Source organism: Mesorhizobium sp. W067, assembly GCF_054719525.1.
Genome location: NZ_JBTTII010000001.1, coordinates 3,960,567 through 3,982,500, shown reverse-complemented (window position 1 = coordinate 3,982,500; position 21,934 = coordinate 3,960,567). Strand labels below are relative to the sequence as shown.

Annotated in this window: 9 protein-coding genes, 1 tRNA gene and 2 rRNA genes; 6 read left to right on the top strand and 6 right to left on the bottom strand. The window is 61.6% G+C overall.

The window, feature by feature from the left end; genetic code table 11:
* Nucleotides 1-161 precede the first annotated feature (161 nt).
* From ACYG97_RS19340 to ACYG97_RS19330, 3 genes are all read left to right on the top strand, one after another.
* Nucleotides 162-2,963 (top strand): 23S ribosomal RNA (locus ACYG97_RS19340).
* A 201-nt stretch (nucleotides 2,964-3,164) separates the two neighbouring features.
* Nucleotides 3,165-3,279, top strand: a 5S ribosomal RNA gene (gene rrf, locus ACYG97_RS19335).
* Between the two features lie 257 nt (nucleotides 3,280-3,536).
* Nucleotides 3,537-3,613, top strand: a tRNA-Met gene (locus ACYG97_RS19330).
* 319 nt (nucleotides 3,614-3,932) lie between these two features.
* On the opposite strand, the gene ACYG97_RS19325 is transcribed toward ACYG97_RS19330, so the two are convergent.
* Nucleotides 3,933-4,727: a SapC family protein gene (locus tag ACYG97_RS19325; RefSeq protein WP_023733651.1), complete on the bottom strand. Its 795-nt coding sequence runs from the start codon at nucleotides 4,725-4,727 to the stop codon at nucleotides 3,933-3,935.
* Nucleotides 4,728-4,965: 238 nt separating this feature from the next.
* Between ACYG97_RS19325 and ACYG97_RS19320 the strand changes: the two genes are divergently transcribed.
* Nucleotides 4,966-5,235 carry a DUF6916 family protein gene (locus ACYG97_RS19320; protein ID WP_023672960.1) on the top strand — a complete coding sequence of 90 codons (270 nt, stop codon included), beginning with the start codon at nucleotides 4,966-4,968 and terminating at the stop codon, nucleotides 5,233-5,235.
* A gap of 72 nt (nucleotides 5,236-5,307) precedes the next feature.
* Nucleotides 5,308-5,886: a 2OG-Fe(II) oxygenase gene (locus ACYG97_RS19315; protein WP_023733650.1), complete on the top strand. Its 579-nt coding sequence runs from the start codon at nucleotides 5,308-5,310 to the stop codon at nucleotides 5,884-5,886.
* Nucleotides 5,887-5,901: 15 nt separating this feature from the next.
* Here ACYG97_RS19315 and ACYG97_RS19310 read toward each other — a convergent pair whose 3' ends face one another.
* From ACYG97_RS19310 to ACYG97_RS19290, 5 genes are all read right to left on the bottom strand, one after another.
* Nucleotides 5,902-6,429, bottom strand: coding sequence for a GNAT family N-acetyltransferase (locus ACYG97_RS19310; protein WP_031237766.1), 528 nt, complete (start codon nucleotides 6,427-6,429; stop codon nucleotides 5,902-5,904).
* Nucleotides 6,430-6,439: 10 nt separating this feature from the next.
* On the bottom strand, nucleotides 6,440-6,967 hold the full coding sequence (locus ACYG97_RS19305; RefSeq protein ID WP_023686661.1) for a phage tail protein: 528 nt from the start codon (nucleotides 6,965-6,967) through the stop codon (nucleotides 6,440-6,442).
* Nucleotides 6,968-6,976: 9 nt separating this feature from the next.
* Nucleotides 6,977-7,498 carry a phage tail protein gene (locus ACYG97_RS19300; protein ID WP_023672956.1) on the bottom strand — a complete coding sequence of 174 codons (522 nt, stop codon included), beginning with the start codon at nucleotides 7,496-7,498 and terminating at the stop codon, nucleotides 6,977-6,979.
* 12 nt (nucleotides 7,499-7,510) lie between these two features.
* Nucleotides 7,511-8,017 carry a phage tail protein gene (locus ACYG97_RS19295; RefSeq protein ID WP_023672955.1) on the bottom strand — a complete coding sequence of 169 codons (507 nt, stop codon included), beginning with the start codon at nucleotides 8,015-8,017 and terminating at the stop codon, nucleotides 7,511-7,513.
* A 118-nt stretch (nucleotides 8,018-8,135) separates the two neighbouring features.
* Entirely contained in the window at nucleotides 8,136-21,092 is a 12,957-nt protein-coding gene (locus tag ACYG97_RS19290) for an inverse autotransporter beta domain-containing protein (RefSeq protein WP_156937183.1), read from the bottom strand.
* A gap of 261 nt (nucleotides 21,093-21,353) precedes the next feature.
* Between ACYG97_RS19290 and ACYG97_RS19285 the strand changes: the two genes are divergently transcribed.
* Nucleotides 21,354-21,902: an invasion associated locus B family protein gene (locus ACYG97_RS19285; protein WP_023733648.1), complete on the top strand. Its 549-nt coding sequence runs from the start codon at nucleotides 21,354-21,356 to the stop codon at nucleotides 21,900-21,902.
* The last annotated feature ends 32 nt before the right edge of the window (nucleotides 21,903-21,934 follow it).

Below are 21,934 nucleotides of genomic sequence, written 5' to 3'. Positions count from 1 at the left end.
GAGAAGCTGGTCTTTTTGTGCCAATGACATCGAATGTGGATCCCGCACAGGATCCGGTTCAGGCGACAATTCCTTTGGAATTGCGCGGACGCCAACCCCGCAAGGGAGAGGCTGAAGCGACAATCCTTCGGATTGCGCGGATGGGCATTGGCAATGAGAACGATCAAGTGTCTTAAGGGCAATTGGTGGATGCCTTGGCATGCACAGGCGATGAAGGACGTGATACGCTGCGATAAGCTACGGGGAGGTGCGAATACCCTTTGATCCGTAGATTTCCGAATGGGGAAACCCACCTAAGGTACTTGGAAAATCAGAGTAGCAGAGCGATCTGCTACTGTGGTTTCCAAGTATCGATAATAGGTAACTTATCCTGAATACATAGGGATAAAGTGGCGAACGCGGGGAACTGAAACATCTAAGTACCCGTAGGAAAGGACATCAACCGAGACTCCGGAAGTAGTGGCGAGCGAACCCGGACCAGGCCAGTGGCGATTGAGAGACAAGCGGAACCTTCTGGAAAGTAGGGCCATAGTGGGTGACAGCCCCGTACGCGTAATGCGATCAATCGTCCTCGAGTAAGGCGGGACACGTGAAATCCTGTCTGAAATTGGGAGGACCACCTTCCAAGCCTAAGTACTCGTGCATGACCGATAGCGAACTAGTACCGTGAGGGAAAGGTGAAAAGCACCCCGACAAGGGGAGTGAAAGAGTACCTGAAACCGATTGCCTACAAACAGTGGGAGCCCGCAAGGGTCACCACGTACCTTTTGTATAATGGGTCAGCGACTTAGTGTGACGAGCAAGCTTAAACCGCTAGGTGTAGGCGCAGCGAAAGCGAGTCTGAACAGGGCGTTCAGTTCGTCGCATTAGACCCGAAACCGAGTGATCTAGCCATGAGCAGGTTGAAGGTAAGGTAACACTTACTGGAGGACCGAACCCATAACTGTTGCAATAGTTCGGGATGACTTGTGGCTAGGGGTGAAAGGCCAATCAAACTCGGAAATAGCTGGTTCTCCGCGAAATCTATTTAGGTAGAGCGTCGACCGAATACCCCAGGGGGTAGAGCACTGGATGGGCTAGGGGTCCTCACCGGATTACCAAACCTAACCAAACTCCGAATACCTGGGAGTACTAGTCGGCAGACACACGGCGGGTGCTAACGTCCGTCGTGAAAAGGGAAACAACCCTGACCTACAGCTAAGGTCCCCAAGTTATGGCTAAGTGGGAAAGGATGTGAGGATCCCAAAACAACCAGGATGTTGGCTTAGAAGCAGCCATCATTTAAAGAAAGCGTAACAGCTCACTGGTCTAAATAAGGGTCTTTGCGCCGAAAATGTAACGGGGCTAAAGCCATACACCGAAGCTTAGGGTTTGGTCCGCAAGGGCCAAGCGGTAGCGGAGCGTTCTGTAAGCTGACGAAGCCATACCCGTGAGGGGTGGTGGAGGTATCAGAAGTGCGAATGCTGACATGAGTAACGTAAGGGGAGTGAGAGACTCCCCCGCCGAAAGACCAAGGGTTCCTGCTTAAAGCTAATCTGAGCAGGGTTAGCCGGCCCCTAAGACGAGGCGGAAACGCGTAGTCGATGGGAACCACGTTAATATTCGTGGGCTTGGAGGTAGTGACGGATCGCACAAGTTGTCCAATCTTATCGGATTGAACGGGCAGCGGAGCGGTTCCAGGAAATAGCTCCTCCTTATAAACCGTACCCGAAACCGACACTGGTGGTCAGGTAGAGTATACCAAGGCGCTTGAGAGAACTATGCTGAAGGAACTCGGCAAATTGCACGCGTAACTTCGGAAGAAGCGTGACCCTTTTCTACGCAAGTAGAGGAGGGTGGCACAGACCAGGGGGTAGCGACTGTTTATCAAAAACACAGGGCTCTGCGAAGTCGCAAGACGACGTATAGGGTCTGACGCCTGCCCGGTGCTGGAAGGTTAAGAGGAGGGGTGCAAGCTCTGAATCGAAGCCCCAGTAAACGGCGGCCGTAACTATAACGGTCCTAAGGTAGCGAAATTCCTTGTCGGGTAAGTTCCGACCTGCACGAATGGCGTAACGACTTCCCCGCTGTCTCCAGCATAGACTCAGTGAAATTGAATTCCCCGTGAAGATGCGGGGTTCCTGCGGTTAGACGGAAAGACCCCGTGCACCTTTACTATAGCTTTACATTGGCATTCGTAGTGGCATGTGTAGGATAGGTGGTAGGCTTTGAAACCTGGGCGCCAGCTCAGGTGGAGCCACCCTTGAAATACCACCCTTATTACTATGGATGTCTAACCGCGGCCCGTTATCCGGGTCCGGGACAATGTATGGTGGGTAGTTTGACTGGGGCGGTCGCCTCCTAAAGAGTAACGGAGGCGCGCGATGGTGGGCTCAGAACGGTCGGAAATCGTTCGCTGAGTGCAATGGCATAAGCCTGCCTGACTGCGAGACTGACAAGTCGAGCAGAGACGAAAGTCGGTCATAGTGATCCGGTGGTCCCGCGTGGAAGGGCCATCGCTCAACGGATAAAAGGTACGCCGGGGATAACAGGCTGATGACCCCCAAGAGTCCATATCGACGGGGTTGTTTGGCACCTCGATGTCGACTCATCGCATCCTGGGGCTGGAGCAGGTCCCAAGGGTATGGCTGTTCGCCATTTAAAGCGGTACGTGAGTTGGGTTCAGAACGTCGTGAGACAGTTCGGTCCCTATCTGCCGTGGGTGTAGGAATATTGAAAGGATCTGTCCCTAGTACGAGAGGACCGGGATGGACGGATCTCTGGTGGACCTGTTGTGGCGCCAGCCGCATAGCAGGGTAGCTATATCCGGACGGGATAACCGCTGAAGGCATCTAAGCGGGAAACCCACCTTAAAACGAGTATTCCCTGAGAACCGTGGAAGACGACCACGTTGATAGGCCGGGTGTGGAAGAGCGGCAACGCTTGAAGCTTACCGGTACTAATAGTTCGATCGGCTTGATCGTTCTCATTCCTTATGCTCATCGTGAACACGATGATCTGACCAGCGCTCACGCATGAGCGGCCCTTAACAGGGCCTATGCTCCGCGAGGGCGCCGGAAAACCGGCGACGCGCAGTCGCGCTTGCGGACTTTGTCCGTTAGCTAGACACAAACGTCGCCTTGGCACGAAAAAACAGCTTCTCGATATAACGTGCGTTTTGCCGACCTGGTGGTTATGGCGGAGCGGCTGCACCCGATCCCATTCCGAACTCGGCCGTGAAACGCTCCAGCGCTGATGGTACTTCGTCTCAAGACGCGGGAGAGTAGGTCGCTGCCAGGTCTGCAAAACGCACGTTGAACTCTCATCCGCAAACCGGATGAAACTGAATCTTCTCTCTACGAAAAGGCCCGCCAAGGGATCACGGGCCGCGCAAGCGGCCCTTTCATTTGGTCAGCCATATACCTATCTGTAAGCCATCCTGTTCATAGGCCCAGGCTTACGTCCAGATAAGCAAGCAAACGCTTGCTTCAGATCCGGAGCAGGCAAGAGCTTGCCCTGGAGAGTCCGGAGCAAGCAAGAGCTTGCCCTGGAGGTGACGCGGGGTGGAGCAGCCCGGTAGCTCGTCAGGCTCATAACCTGAAGGTCACAGGTTCAAATCCTGTCCCCGCAACCAACAAAAAAAGCCCGCTTCACGCGGGCTTTTTGCGTTCGGACCGTGATCGATGGCCGCGACCGGCTATTCAACGATCGAGGAGGGCAGCAAGGCTGGCGTGCTCGACTTTATTGACAGGTCCGCGAACCGGGGGGTGATGCCGCCTCGGCGCATTTCGGCGAGAGCTACACGTCGAGCATTGGGAGTTCGCCAGCCCGTCATGGCAAGCGATCTGCACGACAACAGCATGATTCGAGCGGCGGAGAGATCGTCGTACGAAGGCGCGAACCGTTGATTTAAACAACCCGCGCCTTGCCGAAGCTTTTCGTCGCGGGCCGCGTCAGCCAGCTCGCCGCAATGACGCCTGGAAGACCAGCGAGGTCCAGCTGTTGCTCGAGGCGAGATGGCAATAGAGCAGCGCAAGCGCGCCGGATTTCCTGAGATCGAGAAACGCCTCGTCGCTCAATTTGTTGAAGGCCGGCTCGTCGATCACCTGAAAGTCGGTGAGGTTGAGGGTCTCGCCGCCCTCCAGCGTCACCTTGCTCTGCCGCGGCGCGAACAGGCCGTGCGCGTCGATCTTGTCGATCATGGCGCGAGTCGCATTGAAGTCGGTCTGGAACTGGCTGCAGAAGGCGAGCGCCTGCTTCGAGGCCTCGTCCGGCTCGTTGCCGTCGAAGAAGGGCGTGATCTCGTCGCTGTCCTTGGACGAAGGCATCTGCTCGACGACGCGTTCGCTGGCACGGTCGATGCACAACGTCAGGCGGCCGGTCGTTTTCGATTCATCGGCGAGGATGAAGGGGTAACGGCGGACATAGGCGGGAATGTAATGCGGCTCCGCCCATTTGCCGTCGGCGCCTACGAACAGGTTCTGGTCCTGGCGCAGACCGGTGATGATGACAGGCGCCTTGGCGTCGCCAATGAAAACGATCGGATAGGAGCGCATCGCCGCCGGCATTTCCGATGCGACGACGGAGATGGCGTGCGCGGTGCGGGCAAAGGAGAAATCGGCCCGCGCCGTAAGGCCGAGTGAGCCGTGCCGCAGCGGATTGAGCGCCTCGGGTTTTTTGTAGAACAGCGGCAGCGCGTTGGTCGCGGTGCTTCCGGCCGGGGCCGTGTCTGTTTTCGCGTCAGTCATCCCTAGTGTTCTCCTCTTATACCATTCCGGTTTAGGCCAGTGGCTGCCGGTGCGCAACGCGTTGACGGCTGCTTCACCCTACGTGGCCAAGATAAATCTATCTGTTTGTTTGATCGTGCTCTTTTGTACTTCTGGAGATCGAGCTCTATAGACAGCACGCCATGAAGCGGCGAGATTGGCTGACGGGATAGACATCTCAAGAGAGCCGTCTGAAAGACAGACGAACCAGGGCAGGCGCATGGCATCGCTTTCGGATTTCGAGCAGGGGCAGAGCTTTTCCGTCGAAGCCGGCGGTCAGACGCTCACGATGGAACTGAGCGCGGTGCAGCCCATTGCCAACAGCCCGCGCGACGGCGGTGGCTTCACGCTGCTGTTCAGGGGGCCGCGCGACGCGGCGCTGCCGCAGGCTATCTATCGGTTCAACGGCAAAAGCGGCGCCCATGAGATCTTCATCGTGCCGATCGCTGCCGATGAGGCAGGGCGGCTTTACGAGGCGGTATTCAACTGATTTTTTTCGACCGGATCGGCCACGGGGACGCTCCGGCCATCAGGGCGATTTGGCAGCGCGGCGGCTCGACATATGATCGACTATATCGAGATTGCGGACGTATTTGACGGAGCGGCGTGTAGCGCACTGTGCGCGGAAATTCGGGCGGCCGTGGGCCGTCCGGCCGGCCTGCTGGGGCGTGCCGACCAGAAGATGGCATGGCCGGAGATCCGAAAGACCGTGCGCGCCGATGTTTCGCAGGCCACTGAAGAGCGAGTGAGTGCCCTGTTGGCGCAGCAGAAGGCGGCTCTGGAGCGGCATTTCGGGCTGCTGCTCGGCCAGGTCGAGAAACCTCAGTTCCTTCACTATCGGCAAGGCGATTTCTTTGTGCCGCACCAGGATGGCAACACGCCGCTCATTCACGACGAGTCGCGGTTCCGAAAGATCTCGGCGGTGATCTTTCTCAACCGTCAATCGGACAACCCTTCGCCAAAAAGCTATGCAGGCGGCTCGCTGGTCCTGCATGGGCCTTACAGCGGCCCGGGCCTGCGCGTTGCCATGCCCGCGTTGCCGGGCTCTCTCGTCGCCTTTCGTTCGGAAACGACGCATGAAGTCACCCCGGTCACGCGCAACGAACGTTTCACCATCGTCTCCTGGTATCGCGGCACGTGACGACCGGCACGGCCCTTACGGCGAACGGATCATCAGGTCGTAGACGCCCTTGTCCTCGGCAACGGTGAAGCCGAGGCGTTTGTAGAGCCGCCGCGCTGGATTGTTCTTCTCGACATGGATCGAGACCGACTTGCCGGCGGCGGCGGCCTCATCGATGAGATCGGCGAGCAACGCACCGCCAGACCCCTTGCCGCGATGCGCCGGCAGGAAGGCGATATCTATGATGCAATGCTCGCTCGCCGAGCGCTCGATATACAGGCGACCGATATCTTGCCTTGCCTGCTCGATCACCAGCCAGTCGGCGTTGGGATAGTATTTCTGGTAATGCGCGTGCTGCGCTTGAAACTGCATGTCGAGGAACGCCGTTTTCTGCGCGTCGCTCCACGGCGTGACGGCAAGTTCTTCGGCGCGGGTCGAGGCGTAGAGCGCCGACAGGAACGGCAGATCGGCGTCCGCCATCGGGCGGAACGTCAGATCAATCCGCGCCGCGCGCACCCAGCAAAATATAACAGGCCCGTTGTCCACAATCGGAAGCTGGATCATGGAGTGGCGCTTACGGACGCGCCGGATAAACGCCTTGCATGGCAATGATGAACGTCATCGCCAGATAGGGAGGCAGGTTGTTGTGAGGCAACGTACTGCCAGTTATGCTCAGTGCCTGGGGGTCCATCTGGACCAGATTTTGCGAAGTGTTGTTCTGATACAGCGTTCCGCCCCCCGACTTCCCCAGAACAACCGCATCGGTAAGAGTTCCCTGGGCGCCACTCTCGGTGGATATCGCGACAAAATGATTATGTTGCGGCATTTCCGTTTGCAGAAGGGTGACGGACGTTTCGCCACCCGTCTCGCCGAGAAACCGCTCCGACAAGCCATTGCCCTGTCCTTGCCCCATGGGCGCGGAGCCAGCCATATTCGGCAACGCGAAGGTCGACTTGCCGTCGCCGCCGTAAACTGTGCCCAGCAGCGAAAACAGCGCCGTATTCTGCGAGATTGGCAGGAGCTGGCCATCGCAGGTCGCCCACCCCGTCGGGGCGAAATCTCCGGCAAAAATTCGAATTTCGGCGACGAACGGATTGGTCATGGCAAGTCTCTAGCTTTGCTGGGGGAAGATGCCAAATAGCGAGATGATGAAACTGACGGCGAGGAACGGCACCATATTGTCGTGAGGCTGGCTGCCGCCGGCCGGCGAAATGGCTCCGGCGGCCATGTTGCCATCAGGTGCGATACCCACATAGGGCGTCAGCAGGCTCGATGTCGCCAGGACACCGCCGGACGGACCCGGATTCTTGGCGATATTCGACGAACCGGTCCAGGTATGGGAATGGTTCGGCATTTGTTGGGTTGAAACAGTGACGGATTCGACCCCGCCCAGTTCTCCAATGATATAGGTCTGGCTGACCAGCGGGCCCTTGCCAGCATGGACGGGGATGCGGGATGCGAGGTTGGGCAGGGCGAATGTTTCCTCCCCGTCGCCGCCATAGGTCGTACCGATCAGATTGAACAAGGTTTCGTTCTCGGAGATCGGCATCAACTGGCCTTGGCAGAACGCCCAGCCATTCGGAGGGAAATTGCCACCGAACATCCTGATCTCGCCGACAAAAGGTTGGCTCATCGAAGCGTCCTCTTAATTTCGCGACGGGAATATGCCTTGCAGGGCAATGATGAAATTCAAGACGAGATAGGGCGATCTGTTCTCATGCGGCTGGCCGCCACCGACGAAAGTGATGTTTTCCTTCGCCATAGCCACCGCGCTGCCAGGCGGCTGATAGATCGGGCTGGCGTTCGCCCCCAACAGCGCGCCGGATGGATTGTTGACGTTGCCGGCAGTGTTCGATGCGTTGACGAAATGGTTGTGTGTCGGCATTTCGCCGAGCGTGAGCGTGTGAAACTCTTCGCCGCCCTGGCCGCCGACAATTGCACCAATAGGGCCGCCCGTATGAACCGGCGCACGTCCCCTCATATCCGGAAGGGCAAAATTTGTCTGGCCGTTGCCGCCGTACCTGGTGCCAAGAAGTGAGAACAATGGCTGGTTCTGGTTAAGCGGCAACAACTGGCCGTTACAAAATGCCCAGCCGCGCGGTGCATAGTTCCAGGAAATGATCTTGACTTCACCTAAATAAGGCTCACTCATCCCCGTTCCCTCCGTTGGCCGCTTACTGTCTGAATTCTTGTATTATGCCTAAGTAAGACAACAAGTCGATATCAGAGTCATAAAATATATTTCCTGGGACGAAATCCAAGGTTGCTGACTACGGTGTCGCGGCAGGCAGCAGTGGCAGCGGCTGGTTGAAGAACGTCCGGGTGTCCGTCAGTGCCGTTGCCCCGCCATTGACGGTTTCGATACCGGCCTCGCTCGCCTGCGGTACGTTGATCGTGCCGTCGGCGCCGCCGAGGCCGTCCGCGAGGAAGCGGATGGCATTGGCGTTGTTGACGTTGGTGATGGTGTTGGCATGAACGTCGGCATTGATGATAGCGCCGGCAAATGTGGCGGTGACCGTGATGCCGCGGCTGTCGGCATTGTCACGAATGGTGTTGTTGGTGACCGTCGCGTGCACGGTGCCCGGCTGCACGAGCTGCGTGATCGAGACGCTGTCGCCACCGCTTATGCCGTTGACGCCGATGCTCTGGATAATGTTGTTGTCGATCAGCACCTTGGCGACGCCGAGGCTTTCATGCCCAATCCTGATGCCGTTGCCGGTTCGCGATCCCGAGGTTGCTACGCCTTGCGTACCGATGACGTTGTTGGCGATTGTGCCGTCAAGCGTCCGTGCGAGGTCGCCGCTGCTGAACACGTTGATGGCCGTCGAGTCGCTGTTGGTGACGGTGTTGTTCCGGACGGTGAAATTCAGATTGCCGCCCGTGCCGGCGCCGGAATTGCTGCTCTGGGTGAGGTTGATGCCGTTGTTCAGATTGTTGAATAGATTTCCCGTGGTCTCGCCGATGTGAGCGTTGACGGTACCGTCATTGGCAATGACGAACAGACCGGTTCCAGGGATGACTCCCGGTCCGGGATAGGCGTTGTTGCCGGTGAAGGTTGCGCCGTCGACGGTCAGCGTCATCGTCGGCGCGCCGGCGACACCGGCGCCGTCCGCCTCGAAGATGAAGTCGCTGCCGGCATTGTTTGAGGCGCCGTTGTTCGAGAACGTACCGCCGCTCACCACAAGGTTCGTCAACGTGCCGCCGGAATTGATGACTTGCACATTGTGGGTGAAAGAGTTCGAGACAGTAAGGTTGGTGAACGTGGTGACGTGCGAGGCGTTGCCGGTAAGTTCGTTGAACAGGATTCCGGACTTGGTGTTGGCATCGGCATTGCTGTTCAGGGTCAGACCGTTGAGCACCACGCCGTTGACCCGCAGCCCCTTTATGCCGTTGCCCGCATTGTCGCTGATGATCATGTTGCTCAGGCTGACATCCTGAGTGTCGGTCAGGCTGACGCCATCGCCGGTCGAGTTCTGGATCGTGCCGCCGCTGCCCCCCGTCGCGCCGGTGCCGGTCACCACCAGATTGCCGCTGGTGCCGGTGTTGTTGAGCACGATGCCGTTGGCTGCACCATTGGACGCAATGCTCCTGAACGTCACGTCGCCGGCGCCGATCGTCGTGTTGGCGACATTAAGAGCCGTGCCCGTGCCGGACGCGATGGTGTTGCCGGTGCCCTGCACCGTCACCGTGCCGCCGCCGGTGGCTGCCGGACCGGGGCCGGTGGCGCTGAAACCGGCGCCGCTGGTCGTGGCGATGACCAGCCCGCCATTGGTGAAGTTGATCGTCGCGCCGGCATTGTCGCTCAGGCTGACGCCAGCCGCCGTGGTCGAGGTGATCGATTTCGACGCGCCGGAGAAGGTGATGATGCCGGCGACATTGTCGTCCAGCAGGATGCCGATCTGGCCCGCCGCATTATGCGTGATGTTGCCCGACAGGGTGATGTTGCCGGCGGTCAGGGCGCGATCCTGGATGTTGACCGCCTGGCCGGTGCTGCCGCTGGTGATCGCGCCGGCATAGGTGAACGCCGCCGTGCCGCCGCTGTTGGCGGTGCCTAGGCCATCGCCGATACGGATCACGGCGCTTGTTCCGCCCACCAGCGCGCCGGTGCCGAGGTCGATCGCTCCCGAACCGGTGACGGAATCGAGGATGACGGCGCTGGTGCCGCCGGCGCCTTTGTTTGTGGAAGCGAAGGTCACGCCGCCCGCCGCGATAGCAACGCTGTCAAGGTTGACCGCGACGCCGCTGCCGGTCGAAATCGTGTTGCCCGAGCCGATAACGGTCACGGTGCCAGTACCGTTGCTCGTGGCGTTGAAGCCGGTGCCGGAGGTGGTGGTGATGGCCAGGCCGCCGCCGGTGAAGTTGACCGCGGTGTTGGTGTTCGCCGTCAGGTCGACGGCATTGTTGGCTCCGGTGGTCAGTATCTTGCTGGCGCCGGAGAAGTTGATCGTGCCGCCGGTGTTGGCGTTGACGAGGATCCCGTTGGCCACGCCGCCGGTGGCGCTGAGAGTGCCCGACAATGTCGTGGTGCCGGCGGTGCGGGTGGAGATGCTGACGACGTTTCCGGCCGTGGTCTTGGTGACCGAGCCGGCATAGCTGACATTGGCCGAGCCGCCGGTGACCAGGAAGGCCGCGCCGGTCGCGCCGCCGAGCGCACCGGAGCCGAGGCTGACAGTGCCGGCGCCGGTGACATTGGTCAGCGACACGTTGTTGGTTCCGCCGGTCGAATTGGTCGAGGTGAAAGCGATGCCGGTGGTGGTGGCGATGCCGTTGAGGTTGACCGCCTGCGCGGAAGTGGAGCTCACCGTGCCGGTCGTCACATTGACCGTGCCGCCATTGATGGCGCTGAATCCGGTGGTGCCGTTGGTGACGATGTCGAGGTTTGCGAAGCTGACGGTCGAGGCCGTGGCGCCGTTGTTGATTGCGACTGCGGTGCCGGTCATCGGCGTCGTGGTGCCGAGATCGACCGTACCGGTGAAGCTCACCGTATTGGCCGCCGTCGCGCCGGAAATACTAATGCCGCTGGCAGCGCCATTGGCGATCACCGAGCCGGCGAAGGTGAAACTGCCGCCAGCGCGGGTCGAGATCGTGGCCGCCGCGCCCGACGTGCTGATGATAGAGCTGGCGCCGTCGAAGCTGATCACCGCGTTGCCGCCGGTCACCGAAAGGCCGCTGCCGCCCGATATGTCGACATTGGTACCGGCAATCGTGCCGCCAGCGCCCGACGCGCCACCGAAGGCGATGCCGGTTCCGGTCGCCGCCGTGGTGATGTTGACGTTGGTCAGCGTCGTCGTGCCGGTGGTGTTGTCGAGTTTGAAAGCAATGCCGGTGGCGCCGGTGCTGGTGACGTTGGTGATGGTGGTGTTGGACGCGTTCAGCCACACATCGCTGGCGTTGCCGGAGAAAGTAACGTTGTTGATCGTCGTGCTGTTTGACGGCGTGATCTCGATACCCTGCGTGGCGAAATTGCTGATGGTCATGTTGCTGATGACGGTATTCGCAGCACCCGCGCCATTGTCCTTGACGCCACGCGCGGCACCCGCCGGGCTGCCATTCAGGATGAAGCCGTCGATGATGTTGCCGCTGGCGCCGAGCGTGATGACATTGTTGCCGGCGCTCGTCGTCAGCGTCGCGGCGCCATTGGGCGTCTGGTCGATGATCGAGATGCTGTTGCTGGCGAGCTGGATGGTGGAGGGCACCGTCAGCGCCAGATTGATGTTGCCGTTGCCGAAGCCGCGCACCTGCTCGCCGGTGGCGAGAGCCAGCGTGTCGTTGCCATTGCTGCCTGCCGCGGTGATGGTGCCGCCATCGTTGACGAGAACCAGAATGTCCGTCGCCACGGCTGCTGCTTCGGCGGTGGCCAGCGTCGCGAGATTGTTCTGGTCGCGACCGCTGCCGTCACCGGTCGCGGACGCGCCGACGAAATAGACCTTGCCGACTCCGAAGCCCAGGCCGGGAGCCGACTGGAAGTTCACATCCTGGAAATTGTAGGTGCCGGCAACCGGCGCACTGGATGCGTCGATGCCTACATTGGCGCCGATGGTCGAGAGCTGGTCGGTCGCCGATTCGCCGTCGCCATAGGTGAAAGCGAGGTTGGTGGCGCTGTTGAGGAACACGCCGGTGTTGACGCCGGCAATGCTGGAGCTGGCGCCGCCGACAACGGCATCGCCGAGGCGTACCGTCTGGCCGCCAGTGGTGCCACGCAGGTCGACGCCTATCGAGGTGCCGGCGGCGGCGGCATTGGTGACATCGAAGTCATTGGCCGTCACCGCCGCATTGATGGTGGCACCGTTGAGGTCGAAGGCCACGCCCGTGGTGCTGTTCAGGCCGATGTCGAGATCGTTGAAGGACAGCGCCGCGCCAAGCGTGCCGGAAACATCGACACCACGCGTGGTGATGCCTTGCAGGTTGACCGTGCCGAGAATGATGGCCCCGCCGCCGGACGAGGCGATATTGGTCAGCGAGATGCCGGTTGCGGCGGCAGTGGCCGAAACACTGTCGAAATTCATGCCCGCAGCGCCAATCGTAACGCCATTGAGGTTCAACGCGGTGCCGCCGGCCGTCGTGGTGATGCTGTTGTCGCTGAGGAGCGCGCCGACGCTGACCGTGCCACCGCCGCTGGCGTTGAAGCCCGTGCCGGAGGTGGTGGTAATCACCAGGCCACCCGTATCGAAGTTGATCGTCGCGCCGGTGTTGGTCGTCAAGTCGACCGCCGTATTGGCGCCAGTGGTCAGCGTCTTCGTGCCACCGCTGAGAGTGATGGTCCCGCCGGAGTTGCCGTGGACATAGATACCATTGTCGAAACCGCCGGTGGCGCTGAGCGCGCCGGACAGTGTGACCGAACCGCCGGTGACGCCGGAGATGTCGACGATCTTGCCGGCGGTGGTCTTGGTGACGGAGCCGCCATAGCTGACGGTCGCAGCGCCGCCATTGACCAGGAATGCGACGCCCGAAGCGCCGCTCAATGCGCCGGATCCGAGGCTGACTGTTCCGGTGACATTGGCCAGGCCAACATTGTTGGTGCCGCCGCCCGACGAGGTCGAGTCAAGCGCAATGGTGGCGGCGACGTTGGTGAGGCTGATCGACTGACCGCTGGTCGAATTTACCGTCTGGGCTGCAGCGGAAGCGGTGATGCCCATCGTGCCGCCGGTGCCCACGATGGCCGTGCCGGTCGTGGTGTCGATGGTCACACCGCCGGTGAAGCTTGTCGTGCCGCCGCTCTGCGACAGGCCGACGCCGCTCGTCGTATCGATGTTGGCGAGGCCGGTGACGTTGACCGTGCCTGATACCACATGGATGCCGTCGCCGGCCGTGGCGGTGTTGTTGACCGTCACCGCGCCGAAGGTGAACGTACCGGTGTTGGCGCCGGTGACGTCTATGCCGAAGCTGCTGGTGCCGGTGATGGTGGTGGCGCCGCTGACCGTGACGGTGGCGTCAACGCCATTGAAGGCGATGCCGTTGACGCCACCGTAGGCGGTGATGCTGTCGAACTGGATATCGCCGGATACACCGGATAGCGTCAGGCCATAACCGCCGACGCCATTGGTGCTTGTGCCGGCGACGAAGGCGCCGCCGTCGACCTGGTCGATGCCGACAGTCGCTGGAACGGCATCGAAGGTTACACCGCTCACCCCAAAGCCGCCGGTTTCGCCATTGTTGCCCAGAAGCGTGATGTCGGAGAAGGCGCTGACCTTCATCAGCCCGGCGCCGACCGTGCCGTCAACCTTGGCAATGTCGCCGCCGGTTGCCGACAGGATCAGGTTCGACAGTGCGATCTGGCTGGCAGCGGCGCCGTCGGTAAGCGACAGGGCGCCACCGGTGCCGCCGGCGATCGTGGCGCGGCGCAGGATAAGATCGGTGATGTTGGTGCCGGAGATGCCAAGGCCCGCACCGGTGTTCTGCACGATGACATTTTCGATGCCGGCCTTGCCGGAGAAATCGATGGTGTTGCCGTTCGCGGTCGTCAGCGTCGCCAGCACGCTGTCGACATTGGACGCTGCCGTGATGACGGTCGAGGCATTGATGCCGCTGAAGCTGAAGTTGCCGCCGAGGCCGCCGCCGACGGCGCCCAGCGGCGCGGTATCGATGGAATCGCCGGCCTTGAGACCGATCAGGATCTGGCCATCGGCAAGGTTGAGCGTGTTGTTGCCGCCGCCATTCTGCTGAGCCTGCATCATGTCGATGAGGTTGCTGGTGCCGTTCTGCGACGTGTCGACAAGGATGACAACCGAGGCGCCCGACGCTTCCGCGCCGGCAATCGAGCCCGGATTGGCGGCGGTGCCGTCGCCGTCGCCGTCCTGATCGACATAATAGGTGGTCGGTCCCTGGGCCTCGGAGAGGTCGCCGATGAAGCCGCCATTTGCGCCGTCGACATCCTGGAAATTATAGGTGCCGCCGACCGGGAAAACGCCGGTGGAATTGAGGATGTCGATTGCCTTGACCGTCGACAGCTTGTCGACCGCGCTTTCGCCGTCGCCATAGATCAAGTTGATCGCCGTCGTCGGGGTGAACTGGAAGCCGATGCCGGGTCCGGCGCCGGCGCCGCCGATGGTGGAGGATGCGCCGGCCGTGTTCGGATCGCCGAGCTGGATGGTGCCGGTGCCGGTGGTGTTGGACAGGTTGACGGCGGTGGTGCCGGTCGAGGAAGCACTGGTGAGCGTGAAACCGCCAGTCGTGAAGATGCTGTTGACGACGGCATCGGCGAAGGTGATGCCGGTCGAATTGTCGCCGGGCATGGCGATGGTCAGGCTGGCGAAGTTTACCGTCGAGCCGAGCGTGCCGGAAATGTCGACGCCGGTCGAGGTGATGCCTTGCAGGTTCACCGTGCCGAGATTGAGCGTGCCGCCGCTGACATTGTTGAGCGAAACGCCAGTCGCCGCTCCATTGACCGAGATGGAGCTGAAATTGATGCCGCCGGCGCCGACCGTCGCGTTGTCGAGGTTGAGCGCGGTGCCTGTCGTCGTGGTTATCGAGTTGCCCGTGCCGCTGACGCTGACCGTGCCGGCGCCGAAAGTGCTGGCGGTGAAGCCGGCGCCGCTCGAGGTGGTGATGACCAGGCCGCCATTGGTGAAGTTGAGCGTGCCCATGCCCTGGGTCGGGCTGATGCTGGGCAACTTGACGATCGCGTCGTTGGTGCCGCTGCTGGTGTTGAAGATCTTCGACGCACCGGAGAAGGTGGCCGTCCCGTTAGACGATCCGTCAAACCGCACGCCGATGCCCGTGCCGGTATGATCGATCGTGCTTGAAATATTGTAGACGCCGTTGGCGTTGCCGGTGAAGACGAAGGCCGCCGTACCAATGCCAGTTGCTGCCGTAGTCGAAACGACCGAACCGCTCATGTTGAGCTCGCTCCAGTCGGCCACGGCCTGCACGACCATGCCGGTGTCGACCTTGATCGAGCCGTTGTAGTTCAGCGTGGCGTGAATGAGGTCGTTACCGCCGCTGACGGCGATAGCCGCACCGGTGGTGCTTGTCGTCGCGCCGATGCTGGCGACGCCGCCATTGCCGCCAACGTTGATGATTCCTGCCTGCAGGCCGTTCGTGACAATGCCGGCTTCCCCACCGTCGATGGTCAGGGTGGAGCCGGCGACGTTGGCGATGTTTATGGTGCCCACTTGCGGGCCGCCGATATCGAACCCTCGGTAGCTGACGTCGAGATCGGTCGTGCCGGTGAAATTCACCGCACCGGCGCCGAGCAGGGCGTTCAGCGAGGCGCCCATGTAGCCGGTATCTTTCAGGCCGCCAATGTTGACGTCGCCCGCCAGATTGGACCCTGTCAGCAAGACGCCGGCAGCGTCCGATGTCGATACGGCCGAGACGCTGTCGAAGGTGACGCCGGCGGCGCCGACGTCGGCGAGGACAATGAACAGACCATTGCCGCCGGAGGCGATCTTGTTGCCGGTGCCGGAGACGCTGACGGTGCCGCCGAAGGCGGCGCCGAAGCCTTCTCCGGTCGTTGTCGTTATATCCAGGCCGCCATTGGTGAAGTTGATCGTGCCGTCCGTGTTGTCATACGGGACGATGGCGGAGAGGGGGCCCGTGTAGCCGATCTGTACAGCTGTCGTCGCGCCAGAGCTTATCTTCTTGCTGCTTCCCGAGAAGGTGACGGTCGCCGCCGTGCCGTTGGCGATGCCACCGATGAAGATCTGGCCGCCATCGGCTGCGTTGCCGTCGGTCAGATTGCCCGACAGCGTCACCGAGCCGCCGGTCAGTTCCTGGATCGAGACGGCGGCCCCGGTGCCGTTGCTGGCGATGGTGCCAGCATAGGAGATGATTGCATTGCCGCCGCTCTGATCGGCCGCCGAGCCGACATTGAAGGCTGTACCCGAACCGGTGTTGGTCAGCGTGCCGGTGCCGAGCGCGACCGTACCGGTCAGATGCTGCAGGTCGACGCCGCTGCCGGAACTGAAGCTGGCGCTTGTCGAGGCGAAATTGATGTTGGCCGCAATGCCGTCGAGCGCCACCGCTCCCGCATTGGTGGCATTGATCGTTCCGGTCGTGACGTTGACCGAGCCGCCTCCGGTTGCAGTGAACGCCGTTGCGGCGTCCGTGGTGATGTCGACATCGGCGAAGGTGATTGTGGCGCCGGTGTTGTTGGTCAGCGATACGCCGCTGCCGCCGATCGTCGCCTTGTCCGTGAAGTTGACCAAGCCGCCGGTGCGGTTGGCGATTGCGATGCCGCCACCGGTCAGCGTGCCGGGCGTCGCGCTGTTGGGCAAGGTGCCGCGGGTGACCGTAATGTTGCCGTTGCCGCCGTCGACATCGAGCAGCGTGCCGGCAACGTTGATATTGTTGTTGATAATCGACAGGTTGCCGGTGAGGCCGTCGACGTTGAACGCCGTCTGGCCGGCAGCGACATTGCTGACGGTGACGCCTTCGATAACGATGCCGCCGGAATTGTTGAAGCCACCCACGCTCTGGTCGATGACGAACACCGAGCCGCTGCCGCCGCTGTAGTCGAAGGCGGTGTTGCGCACCTGATTGCTGCCGAGCAGATGAAGGGTGTCGCCCGTGCTCTTGACCACGCCCTCATCGCCGGTGACATTGCCGCCGGTGGCGCCGAGATTGCCCTGCACATTGACCGGCTGGAACGTACCGGAGGTGAGGATGGAATTGCCGTTGCCGAAACCGGTGATCGACTGTCCCGAATCGAGCGTGAACGGCGTCGCGCTGAGGTCGACGATGCCGACAAAGGCGAAGGTCTGCGTGCCAACCATGGCATCGGCCTGGGCGGCCGTCACGGTGGTGACATCGGCGCTCAGCCCGTTCGTGCCCGCGTGAATAGTGCCGCCTGTCTGTGAGATCATGACGACCCCGCCGACAGTTACCGCCAGTTGGGCATCGCCGGTGAAGACGACATCGTCGAAGTCGTAGTTGCCGAGCGCCGGATCCAGCCCGATCGTATTGACAGTGTAGCCGCCGGTTGCGGCGGTGATGAAGGATTCCAGCCCATCGGCGGAATTGCCGTCGCCGAAGGCGAAGTTGGCGTTGGCCGACGTGGCCGTGGTGCCGCCTGACGACAATTCGACACCGACGCCGACATTGTCGATCTTGGAGCCCTGCAGGAAGGTGATCGTCTTGTTGCCGGTCGTCGACGACAGGTCGATGCCGCGCGAGGTCAGGTCGCCGGTGCCGGTAATGCTGGTCAGCCCGAAATCGGCTGTCGTTGACGAGCCGCTGAAGTCAATGCCCGTCTGGTTCAGCCCTTCGCCGAGCAACACCGTCGTCGTACCGAAACTGACGTCGTTGTTTGTGCCGCTGAAGTTGATGCCCGCGCTGCCATCGGCAGAACCGATGACAACGATGGTGGGGCCAGAGAATGTGACTAACCCGGTATTGCCCCCAATATCGATGCCGTTGAGGCCGGCCTGGCTGATTTCCGCATAGCCGAAGCTGACTGCCCCGGTATTGCCGCTTAGCGCAATGCCATTGCCGAGCACCTGGCCGATGAAAACGTCGCCGCTGAAGCCAACCGTTGCCGTGCTGCCGCTGATCGAGATGCCGTCGCCGGTGGTGCTGCCGATCGTCGTCGGGCCGGTAACGCTGACGCTGCCGCTGACGCCCGAAAGGCTGACGCCGGTTGTGCCGCCGACGTGGCCGATGTTGGAGAGCGTGACACCGAGCCCGATATTCGACGCCGTAAAGGCGGATGTGGTGTTGTTGTTGACGGTACCGCCGTCGATCGAAAGCGAGCCGGTGCCAGTTGACGTGGCCTGGACGCCGCTGCCGCCATTGCTGGTCGCGTTGAGCGTCTGGAAGCTGGTGATGGCATTGCTGTTGATCAGCAAGCCGTCGCCGGCATTATCCGACACCGTCGTCGTGCCGGTGAAATTGTAGGTGCCGTCGCCCTGGATCGACAGCCCAGCGCCGCCATTACCGGTCGAGCTCAGATTGCTGCCGGAAACGTCGTTGGCGCCATCGAACAGCACGCCATTGAGGGCGGCCCCCGACACGGTCATGCCGGTCAGCACGACGCCGGTAACGCCGCTGCCATGGATGCCGTTGGCGGTACCGCCGGAGATGTTGAAGTCCTGGAGCGAGGTATTGTTGGCCAGCGTGACGACGTCGCCGCCGCCCGAAGCGGTCAGCGTTGCGGCACCGGCCGCATCCGAGATGGTGCTGCCGTGATCGACGTTGTCGCCGGTCACATTGATCGGCAGGCCGCCGAGCGAGAAGGTGCGGCCGTTGCCGAAAGAGGCCAGGGTCTGCCCCGCTTCGAGCGTAAAGCCGTCGGTGTCGTCGATGACACCGCGATTGACCAGCACGAAAATCGCGGTGCCGTCGGTATTGTTGTCGGCGTCGGTGATCGAAGCCAGGTCCGAAAGCGAGGTACCGTCGCCTGTGCCGCCTGCGGCGACAAAGATCAGCTGCGTCTGGTCGAACAGTTGCGGCCCGTTGAACGTCGTCGTGCCGAATGCGTATTGGCCCGAACCGGAATTGAGGCCGCGTGCGTCGAGCGAGGCGAGGTTGCCGCCGATCGAGCCGCCACCGAAGGTGAATTGGGCGTTGGCGGTGTCGGCCGGCGAGCCGGCAATGCCGAGCCGCACGCCGGTGCCGACATTGGCGATGGTGCCGCCATTGGTGATGATGATCGTGCCGCCGTTGGTCTGGACAAGGTCGATGCCGATGGACGTCGTGCCGCCGGTGCCGTTTATGTTCAGCGACTGCGCCGTGAAATTGGTCTGGCTGCCGGAGAAGTCGAGGCCGATGCTGGAGCCGAGCCCCGAGATGATGATGTTGCCGGCGATGACGGACGCATTGACGCCGGTAAACACCATGCCGTCGGTGCCGGGATCGGTGATGTTGATGTCGCCGAAGCGGATCGCGGCCGGCGAATCCGTGATCGCGATGCCCGGTCCGGTCGTGTTCGAGATCGTCGTCGCGCCGTTGACGGTGAAGCTGCCCGAAAGATTCTCGAGCACGACGCCCGATGCGCCGCCGGTCTGGGTGATCGAATCCAGCACGATATGGGCGGTGATCGGATCGATGAAGACACCGACGCCGTCGTCGCCGAGCGCCTTGTTGGCCGACACCTGGCCGCCGCTGATGTCGATCGAGCCGGCGACCCCGGTGCCCTTCACGGTAATGCCGGCATCGTTGTTGTCGAGCGAGTTGAGGGTGGCGAAAGTGTAGGTGCCGTGGCCGGTTATATCCAGGCCGTCGTCGCCATTGCCCTGCAGCAGCGTCGTGCCGGTGAGGTTATAGGTGCCGTCGCCTTCGATGTGCAGTCCGTCGAGGCCGTTGCCGGTCGCGGTGAAGTTCGAGCCATTGACGCCGGTCGATGTACCGGTGAAGTCGGCGCCGTGGCCGCCGGTGCCGGTGACCGTGACGTTGGTCAACGTGGCGCCGGTGATGTTGTTGCCGAGGATGCCGTCCTTGCCGCCTGTGATGATGATGCCGCTCAGCGTGTTGCCGTTGGCGAGCGTCAGGACGTTGTTGGCGGGGTTGGTGCCCTGGAGGGTGCCGTTGGATCCGCCAAAATTGTAGGTGCCGATGCTGCCGTCGACGAGCCGCGCCTGGACGCCCCCGCCACCGCCGATGACGGTCTGGCCGTTGGCGAGCGTCACACCGGCTGTCGTAATGTTGCCCTTGCCGCCGAGCGCGACGACGACGCCGTTCGCGCCGGCGCCGGCGACCGCATTGTCGAGCGTGGTCGGGTCGCCGATCGTGCCGAGGCCGAGCGCGTCGTTGTCACCATCGGCAAAGAAGAACTGGCCGAATGCCGTGTTGGTGGCGGCATTGATCGCCACCCGCGTCGACGTGCCGGTAACTTTGTCCTGGCTCTCGATGCGAACGCCGATGTCGCCACGCACGCGCTCGTTGACGCGTTTGCGCAGGCCGGGGCTGACCGGATAGACCGGCTCGGCGCCGTCATCGGCCGAAGACGAGCCCTTGTCGAAAGCGTTGAGCGGCACCGTCAGCCGGATGCTGCCGGCGAACTGGGTGTCATCGCGGTTGTCGTTGCGCACCTCGCCGGTGAAGGTCAGCGACGTGCCTTTGCCGATGACGTCGCCGATCGAATATTCCAGGCCGGCCTTGGCGCCGGTGATGCTGCCGTCGTCGCCGTCGGGATCGCCGAAATGGTAGGCGCCGACATCGAAACGCAGTGAATGGTTCTCGGGCAGGTTGAGCGGCACCTGAACGCCGACCTCGCCCTCGATGCCCCAGGCCGCGTAATCGCGGTGGGCGATGGCCGATATCTGCTCGATCAGCTGATGACCGACCAGCGACAGGCTCGACTCTTGCCCGGCCGTGCTGCGGTCGCCGCTGATCGGCAGATAGACGTTTACGTGCGCATCGTATTTTGAGGTGATGGCCTCGAGGCCGAGCGTCGAGGCGACGAACTGGTGACTGTCGTGGTTCTGGATGTTGAGATAGGCGTAGCCGCCGATCATCAGATCCGGATTCACGATGCGGCGAACGCCGAGGCCGACGTCCTGGCCGAAGCCGTCGTCGAAATCGTATTTCGAGCGCACATCGAGAAAGAGAACGGATTCGAGGTTCTGCTTCAGCGGCAGGAAACCCTCGATCGCCGTGTTGCCGCCATTGTTGTTGGCGCCGATGATGGCGCGGACCTGCGGCTGCCACAGTCCGGTGTCGCCGGCATGGGCGGCTATGCCGGTAAGGGCAAGTGCCAGAGTGGACAGCGCAGTCGTCTTCCAGAGATGCCTGGAAAAACCTGACCGGCGATACTTGCTATTCGCCCGGAAGCTTCTTCCGTGCGTCGCCATGTCATTGATCTGCCGAGTTTTCTCGGTCGTCTCCATCCCTTGCGAACCCCGACGAGTACACGCTCCGTCGCTAATACTATCCGAATCCCAGTGTATAGCGAGCATGATTGTTTGCTTTACACGTACAAGATTTCAAAGTTGTTTATTGTGGTAATCCAGCAACAGTAATTTAGCCGGCGCTCATGTAGCGTATTGGCTTCCCCGCCAGGCTCGGCTGTTGTATCAACGCGCTGGGCGAAACCCTGACACGACGAGGATCGGGTGGCTTCATTGCTGAGAACCGTTTGTGGGCGGGCCGCCTGGGTCGGCGCGCTATGGCTGGTCGTGTCGGCAGGGTCGGCGCTTGCCGAAGAGCCGAAGTCAACCAAATCTGCCGAGACAAAGCCTGCAGAAGGCAATCCATGGTCGCTAAACTGCGCTAGCGGATCGGCCGGCACCGAGCTTCAATGCCAGGTCTCCCAAAACCTTACCGAGGCCAAGACGGGGCAGCGCGTTCTTACCGTTACGGTTCGCCGCGGCAACGGCAATGGCAACCTCGCGATGCTGCTGGCCTTGCCGCACGGGCTGTTCCTGCCTTCCGGCGCCTCGTACCAGATCGACCAGGGGCAGAAGACGACCATCGCCATCCAGACCAGTGACCAGAACGGCGCCTATGCGGCGACCCCTTTGTCGGCGGACCTCCTCAAGGCGATGAAATCGGGAACCAACCTGAACATCGGCATCGAGTCGGTGACGCGCAAGCCGGTGACCATTCCGGTCTCGCTTGCCGGATTCACTGCCGCGATCGACAAGCTTCAAGCGTTGAAATAGCCGGCCTATCTCGGCAGATGCGTAAGCATCAG

What these genes read in the sequence shown, in the direction of transcription:
- ACYG97_RS19325 (WP_023733651.1), bottom strand. Translation starts at nt 4,727, where the DNA reads ATGACTGACGCGAAAACAGACACGGCCCCGGCCGGAAGCACCGCGACC.
- ACYG97_RS19320 (WP_023672960.1), top strand. Translation starts at nt 4,966, where the DNA reads ATGGCATCGCTTTCGGATTTCGAGCAGGGGCAGAGCTTTTCCGTCGAA.
- ACYG97_RS19315 (WP_023733650.1), top strand. Translation starts at nt 5,308, where the DNA reads ATGATCGACTATATCGAGATTGCGGACGTATTTGACGGAGCGGCGTGT.
- ACYG97_RS19310 (WP_031237766.1), bottom strand. Translation starts at nt 6,429, where the DNA reads ATGATCCAGCTTCCGATTGTGGACAACGGGCCTGTTATATTTTGCTGG.
- ACYG97_RS19305 (WP_023686661.1), bottom strand. Translation starts at nt 6,967, where the DNA reads ATGACCAATCCGTTCGTCGCCGAAATTCGAATTTTTGCCGGAGATTTC.
- ACYG97_RS19300 (WP_023672956.1), bottom strand. Translation starts at nt 7,498, where the DNA reads ATGAGCCAACCTTTTGTCGGCGAGATCAGGATGTTCGGTGGCAATTTC.
- ACYG97_RS19295 (WP_023672955.1), bottom strand. Translation starts at nt 8,017, where the DNA reads ATGAGTGAGCCTTATTTAGGTGAAGTCAAGATCATTTCCTGGAACTAT.
- ACYG97_RS19290 (WP_156937183.1), bottom strand. Translation starts at nt 21,092, where the DNA reads ATGGCGACGCACGGAAGAAGCTTCCGGGCGAATAGCAAGTATCGCCGG.